The sequence below is a fragment of the Bacillus sp. TH30 genome (assembly GCF_016650875.1).
Classification (GTDB): Bacteria; Bacillota; Bacilli; order Bacillales; family Bacillaceae_G; genus Bacillus_A; species Bacillus_A mycoides.
On sequence record NZ_JAEKEY010000002.1, the window covers coordinates 338828 to 356042 of the forward strand.

A 17215-nucleotide genomic window follows, 5' to 3' on the forward strand; every position below is an offset into this window, starting at 1 on the left:
ATATGTATATGAAGAAAATTGACGTTTCTTTCATAAAAAAGAATCCTCTGCAAAAGCAGTGAATTTATCAAAAAACTATTATAAAATATACAAATGACTGCTAAATATTATTTTAAAAACAGAAAATTCAGAACTTAAAATGAAGACTAATCTTACCTGTACGCTTAAATACCCCTTCCTGATTTAAGATAACAGCAAATTGAATATTTTTTTAATATAATATCAACTTCCCTCAATTGCTGACATTGTGTAAACTTCGACGGAACTCCCGTTATTCTCCTTCCTATTATCCTACTTTATATTGCATATTTTCAAACAAAATTCGACATTTTACTTCGCCTCATTTATCATAACTATTTCTTAACAAATAGTACCACCTGTTTAGAACAATAAAAAAAGAACCGATTAACCACATTAATCAGTTCGGCACGACGCTCTTTTATCGGTATTACCTTATCCAACGCATCACTAAAATTAATAGAAATACTCATAATACAAATCCATAATTCGTCCCACAGCCTATAGCACCAAATCCTCCATAACTTCATTCCCAATAACTATGGGGATATCCCCATCCCAATGGTTCCACTCCTTCCATCAAAGTCAAACTACCTTTCCTTTATAATTTATGTAGGACAATTATCGATTTGTATGTGTGTTTGCCTATAAATAAAAAAATCCCCATTTTAACTTTTCCTTCTAGAAAGGCAAGTTTTTTGCATAACCTCTTTCTAGCTTCGCATATATTTGTAATGATGATAAAGGAGGAATGTTCATGACTCAATCCGAAATTGAAAAATACGGCCAAGAAGCTGCACGTTACGAACAGCTCGCTCGTTACTATCAATATAGCAATCCTAAAAGATATGTAGAACTCTATATGAAATACTATGATGCAATTACAAAACTTGTACAAGCATATGAAAAGAGAGATTCACAAGAAGCGACTTTACCGTCACATATGAGAATCTTCCACACAGCTCCCCATACACCAGCAGTTGATATTATAATAAACGGACAAAAGGTTATTAAAAATATTTCTTTTAAACAATTCAGTCCGTATTTATCATTAGTGCAAGGTAAATACCGTATTGATATTGTCCCTGTCGGAAACGAAACTCCAATATTTTCAGCATTAGTACCAATAATGGGGAATCACACTTATACCCTTGCAGCGGTCAATAGCGATAATCATCTCCAATTACAACCCATTCTTGATAATACTCATTTACCATCTGGTCAAGCAAAAATACGGTTTGCACATTTTTCACCAGACACTCCAGTTGTAAATGTAAATTTAAAAGATGGGGATCATTTATTTGAAAATGTACTCTTTAAGCAAATAACAGATTTTTTACAAGTTAGCCCTGGTACAGCAGATATTGAAGTTTCACTTGCTGATACAAAAAAAGTACTATTAACCATTCCAAAATTCAACGTTGAACCAAATACAATTTACACAATTTCAATAGTTGGTTATTCAACTGAGGATCCAAAATTAGAGACCGTTATACTTACAAATTAAAACAGTCTACACCATTCGCATGGTGTAGACTGTTTACTTTTGAAACGTAATTTGAAATTCTGTCCAATCGTTATCCGAACGACACAATATGGATCCTTTATGTTTTTCTACAATTTGTTTACATACAAATAATCCAATACCAGTTCCTAGCTTTTTAGTAGTTACAAATGGCTCAAAAATAGTCTCTACATTGTCTGCTGGAATCATAGGTCCATTATTTTTTATAACAATGCGAACAGCCTGATCCTCTTCAAATACATCAATGATAATTTTCCGCTCTTCTTTCACCGATTCAAGAGCATCAATCGAATTCATTAAAATATTTAAAACTACTTGCTTCACTTCACTCCGGTAACCAACGAGTGGAATAGGATACGGCAAATTCTTTTCAATCAAAACATTTGCATTAACTAAACTTGGATATAAGAATTGTATAATATCTTGAAATAAGTCATTTACAAAAAAACGTTCAGATTCATTCCACATTTCTTTTTTCGATACAAGTAAAAATTGCGAAATCCTAAAATTTAATTGATCTAATTCATGTGAAATAATATCTAAATACGATAGATTAGGGTGATCTGTCTTCAATAACTTTACAAATCCCATAATCGAAGTTAGCGGATTACGAAATTCATGTACAAAACTAGCCGACATTTGCCCTAGAATCGTAAGCCTTTCTTTATGTGTTTCATTTATATATTGCTGTTTTTCTTCTAAATTTCTCGATATAATTTCTGAGTATTTTAAAACGGTATAATAAATTAATTTGTCAAAACAAGTATGTATTTTGGCCATAATCGGTTTCAGTTCACGAGCGCTTACATCCAATTCGCACATTGCTTCAAAAAGTTCATTTCTTCCCACATTTGCATTGTAAACAAAATCTCCAATATTCGCATCTGCCCCTGCACGCTCAATGGCAATTTTCTCACATAATGGCTGAAGATAATTAATGTCTTTATCTTCCATAATAAGTTCGATAATTAACTCTAATAAATTCGCTCCATTTTGAACTACCTCTTGTTTAAATGGATCTTTTTCGGAAATTATCATTTTGTTTTTCCAGTTCTCTACGAATTGGTGCCTGTTGTTTTTCAAGTGCGAACAAAATACTTCTTTAATATCCTTATCGATTGGAAAAACCTCCATTCCCTCCATTTCCATACGACGAATACCCTTTATATTTTGAATATTAACACAAAAAATACATTTCGTTAATAGATTGTTGTCACATTTTGTTAATTTCTGTTGATAAAATTTATTTTTCCCTTCTTATTTAAATAAGTTTTATTCATATATCCCTTTTCTCTTCTCATTTTTTTAATTATTTTCCTGTTCAAAACTACTTTTTTTTGCATCCTTTTTAATTCTTGCGTACAATAAGAAGTGAAAGGTGTGAAAAATATGGTAAATAAAAATGTGGAAGACTATCTCCAAGAAGGCATATATGGCCAAAAGCAAAACAAACCAGAAGAACGTAATATGTACTTAACTACATTACGTGAGCGTGTAGAAATCGCTTTAACAATCGGTCAAGTAATGCAAAGTAATGTGTATACAGAAGTAACGGGTAACATACGTTCTTCTCAATCATTACAACTATTCCTAAATGGAAGCATTGCTTACCCACATTTATCAAAATACATTAAATTAGCAACTGAAAAAAATATTCCTTTTACAATTGTTCAAAATAAAGGTACTGAAACACCAATAGGTTTAGTACTCTCTCATAGCACTGCTGTAGATAAAGAACATATTTATGTCGAAGATGATATTTTCAAACAAGAAATGAAGTAAAAGGTACACTTGATTAAATGTAATCGTTCCGAGAAACGTAAAACAAACAATAAAAAACGAGTATGGAATCGTAAACATTTCCTGCTCGTTTTTTATTGCGGTGTTTAAGCTCGATCTACTTTATTTTTTAATACACACTAATTTCATTTCTGTCATTTCTTCTATTGCATATTTAATCCCTTCACGGCCTGTTCCACTCTCTTTCACACCGCCATAAGGCATATGATCTACTCTGAACGTTGGAATATCATTAATCATGACACCACCGACTTCTAATTCATCAATTGCACGCATTGCCTTACATAGATTGTTTGTAAATACACCTGCTTGTAATCCATAACGTGAATTATTTACTTGTTCTAAAGCCTCATCAAATTCTTTAAATGTATTTACAGTCATAAGTGGACCAAATACTTCTTGGCACTGAACAGATACATAATCTGGAACATTTGTTAATACAGTTGGTTCAAAAATCCTTGCATCACGTTTGTTACCACCGTATACAACATTAGCTCCTTCCTTAACTGCCTCTTCCACCCATGAATTTATACGTTCTACATCTTTTTTTGAAATAAGTGCTGATACATCTGTTTCTTCATGAAGCGGATCTCCTACTACAACGTTTTCCATTGCTTTCGTTAATTTTGTAATAAACTCTTCCATTTTGCGTTCATGCACAAAAACACGTTGTACTGAAATACAAACTTGTCCATTATTCACAAACGCGCCCCATTTTACACGTTCAATTATTTCGTCTGTCAATTCAACATCTTCATCAATAATTACTGCAGCGTTCGATCCTAATTCTAACGTCACTCGTTTCAACCCGGCTTTTGCCTTAATTCCAATACCTACTTTCGGACTTCCTGTAAAAGTAATACTAGCAACGTTCTCATCTTTTACTAATGCCTCACCTACAACAGATCCAGGTCCAGAAATTATATTGAAAGCTCCCTTTGGTAAACCAGCTTCTTCAAATAATTCTACCAATGCATACGAAGAAAGTGGCGTTTGGTCGGCAGGCTTTAGCACAATAGTATTTCCAGCCGCAATTGCTGGGCCTACCTTATGTGCTACTAAATTAAGTGGAAAATTAAATGGTGTAATAGCACCAATAACCCCGATTGGTTGTCGAATTGTATACGCTATACGGCCACCTGCTCCTGGTGCAGCATCTAATGGTAACGTCTCACCATATATTCGCTTCGCTTCTTCAGCTGCAAACTTATATGTTTGAACAGTGCGATCTACTTCTCCACGTGCAGCACGAATTGGTTTTGCAGCTTCTTTTGCGATAATCTCTGCAAACTCTTCTCTTCTCTCATCCATTTTTTGTGCAACCTTTTCTAAAATAGTTGCACGGTCGTATGCGGATAATTTTTTCATTTCTTTCATTGCATTTTTGGCCGAAACTATTGCTTCCTTAACGTCATCTTCTGTACCTTGCGCAATCTCCGCTAATGTTTCTTCAGAATATGGTGCATACAATGGTTTATACGTCTCTACTGATTTCCATACCCCATTTATATATAAATGTTTTTTCATAGTGGTTCTCCTTCCGAATATATGTATACAATAATACATTTCATTTATTTCACCTGGTGAAAGGTCTGACTTGTGTAATTGTATCATAGCCCTAATACATCAAAAAAACATTTTGCTCAAAAAAACTCTGCTACAAAGCAGAGTTTACGAACTAATTTGTTCTTGGAGCGAAATCTTTTTTTCATCTCCTACAATAACAATCGATTCTGAAGGTTTCGTTACTTCTAATCTCTTAATATAGTGTCCATCTAATTTTTTCACGCAAAATTTATAATTTTCAATCTCAATGGTATCACCCTCGGAAATCTCAATATTTTTTGTTAGGATCCAACCGCCAATCGTATCGACATCATCGTCGTCAATAGTCAAACCTAATAATGCGTTCACTTCACTAACAAGTACTTTTCCCTCTAAAATCGTTTTCGTCTCACTAACTTGTTGGATTTCCGGTTGTTCATCAGTATCGAACTCATCTTGAATATCCCCTACAATTTCTTCTAAAATATCTTCAACGGTTACAAGACCTGATGTACCACCATATTCATCAATTAATATAGCGATATGAGTTCTTTCTCTTTGCATTTTTAAAAATAGATCATGAATCGGGATAGATTCAATAACTAAAATAATTGGTCTAATATATTGCTCCACTGTCTTTTCACTAACAACTCGGTGCTTCACAAAATCTGTAAATATATCTTTAAAATTCACAAAGCCTATTACATGGTCCTTATCACCATCAACAACCGGATACCTCGTATATTTTTCATGAGACATTTTTTGTAAAGCCTCTTCAGCAGGCATTTCTTTATTTAAAATATTCATCTCTGTTCGTGGTACCATTATTTCTTTCGCAATACGATCATCAAATTCAAATATTTTATTCACATACTTATATTCAGATTGATTAATTTCACCATTTTTATAACTTTCTGAAACTAACAACCGCAATTCTTCTTCTGAATGCACTTCATCATGCCCTTTTGGTGGTTTCAACCCAAGAAACTTTGTAATTAACCGAGCTGATCCATTTAAAATCCAAATGAATGGGAATGCAATACGATAAAACAAAATGAGTGGCTTAGCAACAAAGAAACTCACTTGTTCTGCTTTTTGAATCGCAAATGTTTTTGGAGCTAACTCTCCTACTACCACATGGAAAAATGTGATAAACAAAAATACTAAAATTATAGCTAAAATGTCTGCGAGTTGAGTAGGGACGTTCCAATTTGCAAACAACACATCAAACATGTGCTTTAGCGCAGGTTTACCAGACCACCCAATCCCAAGAGCTGTAACAGTTATTCCTAATTGACAAGCTGATAAATATTCGTCTAAGTTTGTAATGATTGTTTTGACAGATATTGCACGATTATTTCCTTTTGCAATTAAATAGTCAATTCGTGAACTCCTCACTTTAACAATTGCAAATTCTGCTGCAACGAAAAATGCCGTTAAGGCAATTAAAACAATCACTATACTTATACTATATATGTCCAAATACTTTTCCTTACTTACAGTGTAAGCAAGGAAGCCACCTCCTACTTAAATTTATTCAAGTGAAGTAAGCATTCTTATACTCTAATAAAATTCTACATTAGTAACCACCTTTTTATATATTATATGCATACATAAAAAAGATATTTATAATTATGATAATCTAATTAGCTTATTATCGTCAAACTATAATAAGCCCAATTTTCCGATAACTAAAAATGATTTATATAAATAGTATGTGCTAAACAGCTGAACTTCGTGAAAAAACACTTTCTTTGCCGATTCCACACTTCTTTTGTCACACCTGAAGGGAACTTGCTACATAACTAGAAATCATTCAACAGGATATATATAGGAGGGATTATTTTGGAATATAAAACACCATTTATCGCAAAGAAATTAGGTGTTAGCCCAAAGGCTGTTGTCCGGATTGCACAACAATTAAATCTTACGATAAAAAAAAATAAATATGGTCATTTTATTTTCACACAAGGTGATTTAGATCTAATGTTAGAATACCATCGCTCTCAAATGGACCAGCCTCAAAACTCTCAAACTACTCAAAAACCATCTTCAAATGATGTAGAAAAATTAAAAACTCAAGTAAACACAATTGTTCAAAACACATCATCGAATGATTTTGAGCAATTAACAGCTCAATTTACCACAATTACGAGAAGACTAGATCGAATGGAAGAACAAATGCAAGATAAAGCAAATGATGTCGTTACATACCAACTTTTACAACATCGCCGCGAAATAGAGGAAATGTTAGAACGAATTCAAAAACTAGAAGCTGCCCTAAAAAAAGAAGAACCAATATACATTACTCCTGATGCAAAACCAACATATGAAAGAGAAAAGAAACCGAAGCGTCGTAAAATGATTTTTAGTATATTTGGACTATAATATTTTAGACCCTTATTCTGAGAATAAGGGTCTACTTTTTGTATGAAAACAGATGCCCGTAATATGTAACTCTTCTTCATACTATACATATTCATATATTCTCATTTTGTTAACATAATATTTTTACTGTATTCTGCAATAAGTGCCTGAGCATGAGCATTCCCTTGAATAATATCACGGAATTCTTTCAAAGAATACAGATGTGTAGCCCCTTTTCGAGCATGAATTCGCACTGGTACACCTTGTAAAGTATCATGAAACTGGAATGGACTATCTATCGGTTCGATTGGAAAACCGAGTGTAAGTAAATACATATACATTCTTTTTGTAACTGCTGCAATATACCATTCCGCTTTCGTCTCTAACGCATGCATAAATAAAATAGCTGCTAGCCTTTTGAAATGTCCTCTCCCCCGAGACGTTTTCGCAATACTTAACTTTCCTATTTCATACACATTTTTCAAATCTTTCACTAAATCATTTTTAGAAAACGGATAGAAAAACTCAGAATTTGATTGTTCAGGTACTGTAAACTTAATACATTCTACTGTACCAATATGATGTTCATCTTCTATTAATAAAAATCGTGATGGATTTAAATTACGTTCTACAAACATTAAGTTTCTTTCTTCACAAAAATCTCCCCACAGTTGCTCGAACCAAAAATGCTCTTCCTTTGTTTGAACACGCTGGAACATATTTAACCGCCTTTCCCATCGCCGCTCTGTTTTTGATAACGCTTTCACTTACTATCATATAAGAACAAATCTTCGTATGCAACTAAAAATATTTATGTCTTATTATATTCTGCAAAATGAATTAAATTCCTATTTATTACTCATTCATACACATGTAAAAACTCTTAATTCCCCATACTGTTACAAACATAACAAGATTCAATTACTCTAATAAAAAAATGATAATCACTATCAAGTTCGAACCGTATAATGTGTCTTTCCGTACTGCATATAATTCTTCTTAACCTAAAGAAATCCTTCATTAAAAAGGATTTCTTTTACATTTTATTACTTTTTAACCATTTCTCAAAAATTTGAATCATCCCATGCTTCCCAGCCAACTTCTCTTCTCCTTGTTTCGTTTTATATGGATATAGTTGTAAAAACACTCCACATCCAGATTCAATTTTTTTACTATGCATATGGCTACCTGGATATACACAAATCACTTCATAAATCGCTCTTCGCTTAAAAATTCGTTTACCATTCTGTTCTTCTACATACTTAATAGACCAGTATTTATACATTTGCTCCGTTGCTTTCGTATTACCGACAGGCTGAAAAATATTGTACATAGGGCTGTATTTCACTTCGATAATAATAGAAGATTTATATACATACTTCTCTTCTTCCTTTACATAACAATCTAAACGAATATCCGGCTTCTTTGTGTCCTCTCCGTTATAAAAATTACTTCCTTTGCTTAGTGCAATAAGAGGGTGTGTTTCAATTAAATCATTAAACGCGACGTGCACTTTTATATCATCTCGATGTAAAATCACTGTCGTTCCATCTTGTAATCCGTCTAAATAAAAATGTTCTTGTATTTGTTCACGAATAGGATTCTTATCTTCAAATCCGATTTGTTCTAATATAGAAATAACGATAAAAAAAGCGTAATACTCATACACTAAAAACGTTGGTTTATATACGAATAATAAAGATGGGGGTTGCTCCGTATGTTGCGGTAACAATTCTAAATGGTGGATTAATTGTTGATGCGGTATAGATAAAGTGTTCGAATTAATGGTAGCTGTTTCAGAAACTTCCCTCCAAAATGGAGAATACAATAAATTTCGAAAGTATTGCACACTTTCATATACGATATGAGCTAATATTTTATATTCTTGTATTTTCACAGAACTTTTCCGTAAATCTGCTTCTTTCAGTAAATGTAGATTTCTATATTTTTGTTTTTCCCTATCCGTCACGGATCCATTTCGTTCAATCGTTTTCATAATTGTTTTAACAGCTTGAAATTCATCTGACTTTTTCTTCTTTTCTCCTTCTAGTATTTCAATAGTTTTACGTACAAAAATTTCTGCTTCAAGTAAATAATAATAGAATTGCATCGTTTTAAATTTAAGAAATGCATTTTCAATACTATTTTTTTGCTCCTTAAATTTACGGTTGTAATATTTCGCATAAAGCTTTCTTTCTGTCATAATGGCAGTTTTTCTCGTTGTCTTCCGCGCTTTCGTTTCCCATTCATATTCGTGTACAAATTCCGCATTCGATTCTACTTTTTTAAAAATTTGTTTTATTCTTTTCATTTTTTGTGGCAACTTTCTTAACAATACCAAATAAGAAGAATCTTCAATATCGCTAAGTGCTGAGAAAGTTTTCTTGTAATAACCTCTATCTAAAATTAACTCGTTTAAAATTGACTTCACATAATCTTGAATCATTTCAAATTGGTCATCAAAAAAGTTTTTAGGAACAACTTGAAACGCACCATAATAAGTTTTATCTTCTATACGCACTTCAAAATGGTATAAGCCACAGCGCCACGGATAAAAAAATTCAGTTTTTCCATGTTCATACACTAATACTCTTTGTTTTTTTCATTTAATTCATATTGTGACTCTTTTATATTCTTTTGTCCCTCATATACTTTATTCCATATGAATGTAATATCCATTGGATTTTGATAATGGAAATGTAATTTCAGTGGTTTTAATTCCTGTACTTTATAAATACATTGAACTAATGCTGTAGTAGACGTACAAAGCCGGTTTAAAAGGATAAAATCGCCTTTCCCCTCAGTACCAATAATTAGCTTCAATACAAACGGGAGCGTTTCTTTCGTATCGACGATTGCTGTTTCATAACGCTCCTCATTTTGCATAGCCATACAGCTCCAGTTCTCTACGCTTTTGTCTTATATAAGCTAAAGAATGTTCAAATGTAGATACACGATTTGCAAGCGGAGACTGTAAAAGTGGTATCAATGTCGCTCCCCTTTTTGCTTCTTCAGAAAGTAGAGGGCCCACTGTCATTTCTGTCCCCCTTAATTTCGTTAATACACGCTGCTTTATTTGCAAATCAAAACCTTCTTCCCTGCTAATCATATAAGACTGATTATTTTGGAACGGTATATTTTGCAAATACGTAGCGATTGCGCTTGCACATCGGAAAGAAATTCCTTTTGATATATCGTGTGATGATAATACATCATGTAACTTATCCAATAACTCTAATTCCTCTTCAGTATACACTTCGATCATCTCTTTATTCCTAAACCAATTGAGTCGAAATTCTCCCGTTGTTACTTTCAGCGGAGGTTGCTGAACAACTTTCTCATGTTCTATACTCATCTCGCAAAACGGAATTTTTTGTAATGTAATCAAATTTGTTCGATCTAATAATCGATCGGAAAGCTCTTTCGTCGTTTCATCAAAATTTACAGTGCCTACGAAAATAATATTCTCACCAATTTCCACTGAAGGTGGAATTTGATTTTCTATTTCTTGTACTTTCTCATACAAACTCAAAATACGATTTTTCTTTTCAAGTTGAAGAACGGATAGAAACGGAGTAAACCAATGCTCAATATGTGACATGTTCATTTCATCGAACACAATTATATACAATTGATTTGGATTTTCTTTAGCCTTTAACAATGTCCGAACTAACTTCGTTTCACTTTCAATAAAATTACCATTCGGATGAAGGTAACCGAGAATATCATGTGGTTCTTGATACGATGGTGAAATCGGAATCCAAATTAATTCTTCCCCATAACGTAAACCAAGTGATTCTGCATAAGCTTGCACAAAGCGTGATTTCCCAACACCTGGTATACCACCAACAATTGTTAACATATTGGTTTTAATACTAATGTGAAAATTATATATATCTGTATCATCCAAATATAACCCTTTATTACGAACCATACTTTGTACATACTGCAAAAAAGAGGATTCACGCTCATCCCATTCCCAGTCATCCTTTTGCATTTTAATATCTTCTACTTCAACTAACTTACCTTCTTCAGCAATTCGTTTATTTAGTTGGTCATACACATTTTCACTTACAAAATATAAATGATCATCTACTGCTATTTCTACATGTTTCATCCAATCGTTTATTTCAATATATTTGCATTCTTTTCTTTGCTCAAAATATGAAATTGAACTTATTGATGATTTTAACGATAAATTTCCATATAGCCTTCCTTCATGCCACAATAATTCTGGAGGCTCAAAGTCTTTTGGTAATTTAGGCATAAGAAATGATAAATAACCGTTGCTTAACTTCCGTTCCAAAGACGCTCTCTTTTTATAATTTGAGACCTTTGGTGAAGGAATCACTTTATATGAAGATGCTATTTCCCAAGGCTCTTCTGTGCATATTAATTCCAGAAATAAATTTCCACGATCATAATAAAGACGAAACATAACCAGTTGCTTTTCTAATTTATGCTTCTTTAAATCAGTAAAGATTTTTTCATTCTTTTTATTACTGCATAATCCTTCAAACAAATATTTTCCAGTCGGAAATAACTCTTGTAAAGTTAAAGGTATTGAAGAAAGACATTGTACAAAGAAATTTTCTCCATTCTTCTCTCCCTCAGCTTTTGCAAACTTCCCAATAAACCTCATATAATACATTCGCTTTATAAAACTTGGATGAAGAGCTTTATGTAATTTCAACGTAGTCACCTTCTTTTTTCATACTATCCTTATTGTATGAACTACAATCTAAAACTAGAAATAAAAAACCTGACGTCATCCGTCAGGTTCAAAATTAAAACGTATATTAATGAGAAGGAAATGCTTTTTTTCTTGCAAAATGGCATTATGAGCGATTTTCATTTTAGCAAGTACGTACCGTAATCGATCTTCGGCATTTTCATCTTTATTTTGCTGCAAACTCGCCAAATTCTCTACAGAACTCGCTAAATTTTCAATCACGCCTCGAAGTTCAGGATGATGATTAAAAAAAGATTCTTGTACTAATACTTTCCTTAAATCACTAGCTAAATCCATAATTCTAGACAACTGTTCTTTTTCTTCCATTTTCATCCCTCCTGAATATCTTATGTATTAAATATTCTCTAGACAAGGAAAAAAGCCCTTTAAATTAAAAGGACTTTTACATTTTTATAGTTCCTGTCAGTAACATATAAAGTGATGTAATAGCTGCAATAACAATTGCCCACATCACATATCGCTCTTTGCCTGCAAAACAACGATTCCCTTTTTCTTTTCTTGCAAACATATACACGAGAATCCCAATACCATATACGATTGAAACAAGCAATAAATTCTTTAAACCAGCTGCATAAATTAACCATACAGAGTATAGGGAAGCAATTAATGCTAACAATCCATTTTTTACTCTCGCAACTTTCAGCTCTTTCGTGATGACTAATTTCAATTGAAATAGCGCTGATAATAAGTACGGCAGTAATATAGATGTTGACGCAATAAAATACATAATTTGATATGTCGATTGTGAAAACAGAACGATTATAAATATAGTTTGGGCAACGATATTTGAAATCCACAATGCCATATGCGGCGTTTGTTTCTTATTTGTTTTCGTAAAGACTTTCGGAAACACGCCGTCTTTTCCTGCTACGTGAGAAATTTCAGAAACAAGTAAAAACCAGCCAATTAATGTACCTACAAGTGACGCAACTAATCCAATATTAATTGCCATTGCACCCCATGGCCCAACAACATGTTCTAATACATGTCCCATTGAAGGAGTCTCTAATACTGAAAGTTCTTTTCTTGTCATGGCTCCCATTGACAGAACAGAAATTAAAATATAAATAGACATTACTAAAATAAGTCCAAGTACTGTCGCTTTTCCAACGTCTCTACTATTTTTAGCTCTTCCTGATAATACAACTGCTCCTTCAACCCCAATGAACACCCAAAGGGTTACAAGCATTGTATTTTTCACTTGACCTAGTACAGAGGAAACTGAGATAGTTCCTTCGCCCCAAAAGTCATGTGTAAATGTATCCCAGCGAAACGCTGTTACCATCACGACAATAAATAATAAGATCGGAACTAATTTCCCAATCGTTGCGATAACATTCATAATGGAAGCTTCACGAATTCCAAATAAAATTAGAAAATGCAATGTCCATAATAAAAGTGATGCACCTACGATTGACGCAACATTATTTCCGCCTTTAAAAATTGGGAAGAAGTAACCTAATGTACTAAACAGTAACATAATTGTTGCAACATTTCCTAAAATCCCTGCTAGCCAGTATCCCCAAGCACTGTTAAAACCAATATATTCACCGAATCCAGCTCGTGCATAACTATAGATTCCACCCTCAAGCTCCGGTTTTTGTCTTGCTAACGTTTGATATACGAGCGCAAGTGGAATCATTCCCATTGCTGTAATACACCAACCAATTATCGTTGCACCACTATTTGCTCCTACTGCTAAATCATGCGGTAAACTAAAAACACCGCCACCAACCATCGTTCCAACTACTAATGCGATTAACGGAAAAAATCCTAACTTCTTTTCTATTTGTACCACCCCATCTGTCATTCTAGGTGTTATGTTTGTTCAACTATTAAAGTCACCTTTTTCTCTAATAGACGTTTCTCTTATATTTTTTCAGGAAAACATTACTTATTCTAAAAGAAAATGAAGAAAAATGGAATACTTTTTTGAAAAAATGTATAAGTATGCACAAAAAAACCGTTCATTTTGTAATGAACGGTCATTTCATACATATAAAATTGTATATTTATTGTAAAATTAACGAAGTAACTTCTCTTTTTGTAAAAATTGTTTTGCGACTTCTTCGCTACTTTTCCCATTCACATTTACTTCATAATTCATTTTTCTCATTTCTTCATCTGTAATCTTTCCAGATAATTTATTTAATACTTTTTCGAGTTCAGGATATTTCTGTAACGTCTCTTTTCTTAATAATGGTGCTCCTTGATAAGGCGGGAATAGTCCTTTATCATCTTTTAGCACTTTAAGCCCATATTGCTCCAATTCACTATCTGTTGAATATGCATCGATTACGTTAACATCTCCCGATTGTATTGCACTATAGCGCAGTTTCGGTTCCATCGTTTTAACATTTGAAAACTTATAGTTATATAATTTTTGCATTCCTTTATAACCATCTTCACGATCAGCAAATTCTAATGTAAATCCTACTTTAGCTTCCTGTGCAATTTTTCCTAAATCAGAAATTGTATTTATGTTATTTTGATTTGCTATTTTTTTCGGCATGGCTAGTGCGTATGTATTGTTATACTCCATTGGCTTTAACATAACCATATTATATTTCTTTTCCATTCCAATACGAGCTTGTTCATATACTTCATCACGATTTGTACTTTTCGGTTCTTCCTTCACGAAAGTAGATAAAGCTGTACCTGAAAATTCTGGGTATATATCTACTTCACCTGATTTTAACGCTTCGAATACAAATGCTGTTTTTCCAAGGCCTGGCTTTAATTCCACTTGTAAATCTGTATCCTGTTCAATAAGTTGCTTGTACATTTGAATTAATATTTCTGGTTCAGATCCAAGTTTACCAGCAATAACTATGTCTTTCTTTTCGGTATTCCAAAGAAATGGAGCAGCTATCATTACTACAACTATACATATCGTCAATATAACGCGCTTAGAAGAGCGTTTCGGGCTCTCAAGTATGCGAAGTACTATATCAAAGAATAAAGCGAGTAACGCAGCTGGTACGGCCCCTAAAATGATAAGCGCATGGTCATTTCGATCTATGCCTAATAATATGAGCTTACCGAGCCCACCAGCGCCTATTAAAGCAGCTAATGTAGCCGTTCCAACAATTAATACCATCGCTGTACGAATACCAGCCATAATAATTGGCAATGCGAGCGGAAGCTCTACCTTCCATAATCTTTTCCAGCTATTCATCCCCATAGCTCTCGCCGCTTCTATAAGTGATTCATCTAATTCCCGTATTCCTGTATATGTATTTCGTAAAATAGGTAATAGTGCATACACAACTAATGCGATTATAGCTGGCAGTTTTCCAATTCCTACTAACGGAATTAATAGTCCAAGTAAAGCAAGTGAGGGCACTGTCTGCATAACAGCAGAAGTCCCTATAATAAATTCAGCCATTCGTTCTTTTCTCGTTAATATAATGCCGAGCGGCACTGCAATAATTACTGCAAAAAATAGTGAAATAAGCGATATTTGTAAATGCTCACTTAATGCACTTAGCAATTCTACTTTTCGTTCTTGGAACGTTTGAATAAAATCAGTCACTGTTTAGCCTCTTTCCTTCATTTGTTCAACAATGTAATTGACAATATGACGACTTGTTAACGCTCCAACATATTGACCACGCTCTTCAACCGGCACTGACTCTTCAGTTTGTAAGCGGACTAGTGCTTCTTGTAATGACGAATGTAAAGATAAAGCATTCCCTTCAACTCGTATACCCTCGTCTAGCGGCAATACCTCTTCTATACTCTTCCCCTCATACCAAGGTCGTCCACGATTTCCAATGAACTCCTCTACAAACTCATTTTTCGGGTTATGTATAATTCCTTCTGGTGTATCTAATTGAACAACTTTTCCTTCTTTCATTACACAAATACGATCACCAAGTGATAAAGCCTCTTGCATATCGTGCGTTACGAACACGATTGTTTTTTGAATCTTTTTTTGCAATTGTACGATATCCTTCTGAAGCTGCTCCCTACTTAACGGATCTAACGCACTAAATGGCTCGTCCATAAGTACAATTTTCGGGTTTGCTGCTAATGCCCGTACGACACCAACACGTTGTTTCTGCCCTCCCGACAATTCATCTGGCATGCGATCACGATATACATCTGGATCGAGCCCAACCATCTGTAGCAAGTCATCGACACGTGCTTTTATTTCCTTTTTGGTCCATTTTCTCATTTCAGGGACAACTGCAATATTTTCAGCAATTGTCATATGTGGAAACAGCGCAATCTGCTGCAACACGTACCCTATATTCCAACGTAGTTCGTTTATGTTATATTGTTGAATATCTTTTCCATCGATTAAAATTGATCCTTCCGTCGTTTCAATTAAACGGTTAATCATCTTCATTGTCGTTGTTTTCCCGCAACCACTCGGACCAATGAGAACAAAAAATTCTCCTTTTTTAATTTCTAAATGCAATGAATCCACTGCTTTTGTGCCATCTTCATACGCTTTTGACACATGATTAAATTGAATCACAGACACAACTCCTTTCATGTTGTTTCCTTTATTTTGATGGAATATAGCATTCATTTCAAATGATACGCTTTATTATACAAAAAAAGAGCTCTCATTTGAGCTCTAACGGTCGAACAATATTGTTTTCATAATTGCAGCATATTCACGCACATACGCTTTTTTCTTAGAGCGTCTCGGTGTTTCAGCAGCCAAAGCTTCCATCTTTATCCCTAAACGCTTTGCAATTATTTTCGTTCGATATAAATGATACGTATTACTTACAACTACCGCATGCTTTACATCATATAAATCCATACTAAACTTTAAATTTTCATACGTATTTGTAGAGCAGTCTTCAATTAAAATACGATTCTCATCTATACCATGTACCATTAAATAGTTTCTCATACTGTGAGCTTCCGGTATATCTTCATCTTCCCCTTGACCACCTGAAACAATTACTTTCACCTCAGGGTGAGCATGTAAATATTCCAACGCTATATCCAAACGATTTTGAAGAGATAAAGACGGTCTATCTCCAAATAACTTTGCACCTAATATAAGAACGTATGGAGAGTGATTACTCAATGTTTCACGAGCAACTTTATTCATTCGAAACGTCATATAAATGATGTATAGCGGAGGTAGTAATAAGATTATAAGCAATATCCATTTGTTCATAAATAAGTTAACACTCCCTTTCTTTTTATTATATAGAAAAAGAAAAGGAGGCAGAAGTATT

General features: G+C 33.7%; 12 protein-coding genes and 2 pseudogenes. 3 read left to right on the top strand and 11 right to left on the bottom strand.

The features are described from left to right. Positions 1 to 775: 775 nt before the first annotated feature. Positions 776 to 1525, top strand: a complete 750-nt coding sequence (locus JFU20_RS04005; RefSeq protein WP_002012659.1) for a DUF4397 domain-containing protein — start codon at positions 776 to 778, stop codon at positions 1523 to 1525. A 33-nt stretch (positions 1526 to 1558) separates the two neighbouring features. On the opposite strand, the gene JFU20_RS04010 is transcribed toward JFU20_RS04005, so the two are convergent. After that, positions 1559 to 2692, bottom strand: a complete 1134-nt coding sequence (locus tag JFU20_RS04010; protein ID WP_002012660.1) for a BA2291 family sporulation histidine kinase — start codon at positions 2690 to 2692, stop codon at positions 1559 to 1561. A gap of 240 nt (positions 2693 to 2932) precedes the next feature. On the opposite strand from JFU20_RS04010, the gene JFU20_RS04015 reads away from it, so the two are divergent. After that, positions 2933 to 3325, top strand: coding sequence for a YueI family protein (locus tag JFU20_RS04015; protein ID WP_002085811.1), 393 nt, complete (start codon positions 2933 to 2935; stop codon positions 3323 to 3325). A gap of 120 nt (positions 3326 to 3445) precedes the next feature. Here JFU20_RS04015 and JFU20_RS04020 read toward each other — a convergent pair whose 3' ends face one another. Then, entirely contained in the window at positions 3446 to 4870 is a 1425-nt protein-coding gene (locus tag JFU20_RS04020) for an aldehyde dehydrogenase family protein (protein WP_002012663.1), read from the bottom strand. A gap of 144 nt (positions 4871 to 5014) precedes the next feature. Continuing rightward, the gene (locus tag JFU20_RS04025; RefSeq protein ID WP_002127238.1) at positions 5015 to 6370 is read right to left on the bottom strand and encodes a hemolysin family protein; all 1356 of its coding nucleotides are present in this window, start codon (positions 6368 to 6370) and stop codon (positions 5015 to 5017) included. Between the two features lie 363 nt (positions 6371 to 6733). On the opposite strand from JFU20_RS04025, the gene racA reads away from it, so the two are divergent. Beyond that, a complete protein-coding gene (gene racA / locus JFU20_RS04030; RefSeq protein ID WP_002012665.1) occupies positions 6734 to 7276 on the top strand; it encodes a chromosome-anchoring protein RacA in 543 nt (180 codons plus the stop codon). Between the two features lie 101 nt (positions 7277 to 7377). Here racA and JFU20_RS04035 read toward each other — a convergent pair whose 3' ends face one another. The 8 genes and pseudogenes from JFU20_RS04035 to JFU20_RS04070 form a co-directional block, all read right to left on the bottom strand. Continuing rightward, the gene (locus JFU20_RS04035) at positions 7378 to 7974 is read right to left on the bottom strand and encodes a hypothetical protein (RefSeq protein WP_002085820.1); all 597 of its coding nucleotides are present in this window, start codon (positions 7972 to 7974) and stop codon (positions 7378 to 7380) included. Between the two features lie 317 nt (positions 7975 to 8291). Beyond that, positions 8292 to 10141, bottom strand: a pseudogene (locus tag JFU20_RS04040) (hypothetical protein). Then, positions 10131 to 11948 carry an AAA family ATPase gene (locus JFU20_RS04045; protein WP_201038359.1) on the bottom strand — a complete coding sequence of 606 codons (1818 nt, stop codon included), beginning with the start codon at positions 11946 to 11948 and terminating at the stop codon, positions 10131 to 10133. Before JFU20_RS04045 ends, JFU20_RS04040 begins: the two are co-directional and overlap by 11 nt. 106 nt (positions 11949 to 12054) lie before the next feature. Further along, positions 12055 to 12314: pseudogene (locus JFU20_RS04050) on the bottom strand (LemA domain protein). Between the two features lie 76 nt (positions 12315 to 12390). After that, entirely contained in the window at positions 12391 to 13818 is a 1428-nt protein-coding gene (locus JFU20_RS04055; protein WP_002085826.1) for a basic amino acid/polyamine antiporter, read from the bottom strand. Positions 13819 to 14031: 213 nt separating this feature from the next. Next, positions 14032 to 15543 carry an ABC transporter permease/substrate-binding protein gene (locus JFU20_RS04060; protein ID WP_201038361.1) on the bottom strand — a complete coding sequence of 504 codons (1512 nt, stop codon included), beginning with the start codon at positions 15541 to 15543 and terminating at the stop codon, positions 14032 to 14034. A gap of 3 nt (positions 15544 to 15546) precedes the next feature. Continuing rightward, positions 15547 to 16494: an ABC transporter ATP-binding protein gene (locus tag JFU20_RS04065; RefSeq protein WP_033710101.1), complete on the bottom strand. Its 948-nt coding sequence runs from the start codon at positions 16492 to 16494 to the stop codon at positions 15547 to 15549. A 102-nt stretch (positions 16495 to 16596) separates the two neighbouring features. After that, positions 16597 to 17154: a YdcF family protein gene (locus tag JFU20_RS04070; protein ID WP_002165881.1), complete on the bottom strand. Its 558-nt coding sequence runs from the start codon at positions 17152 to 17154 to the stop codon at positions 16597 to 16599. Positions 17155 to 17215 lie beyond the last annotated feature (61 nt).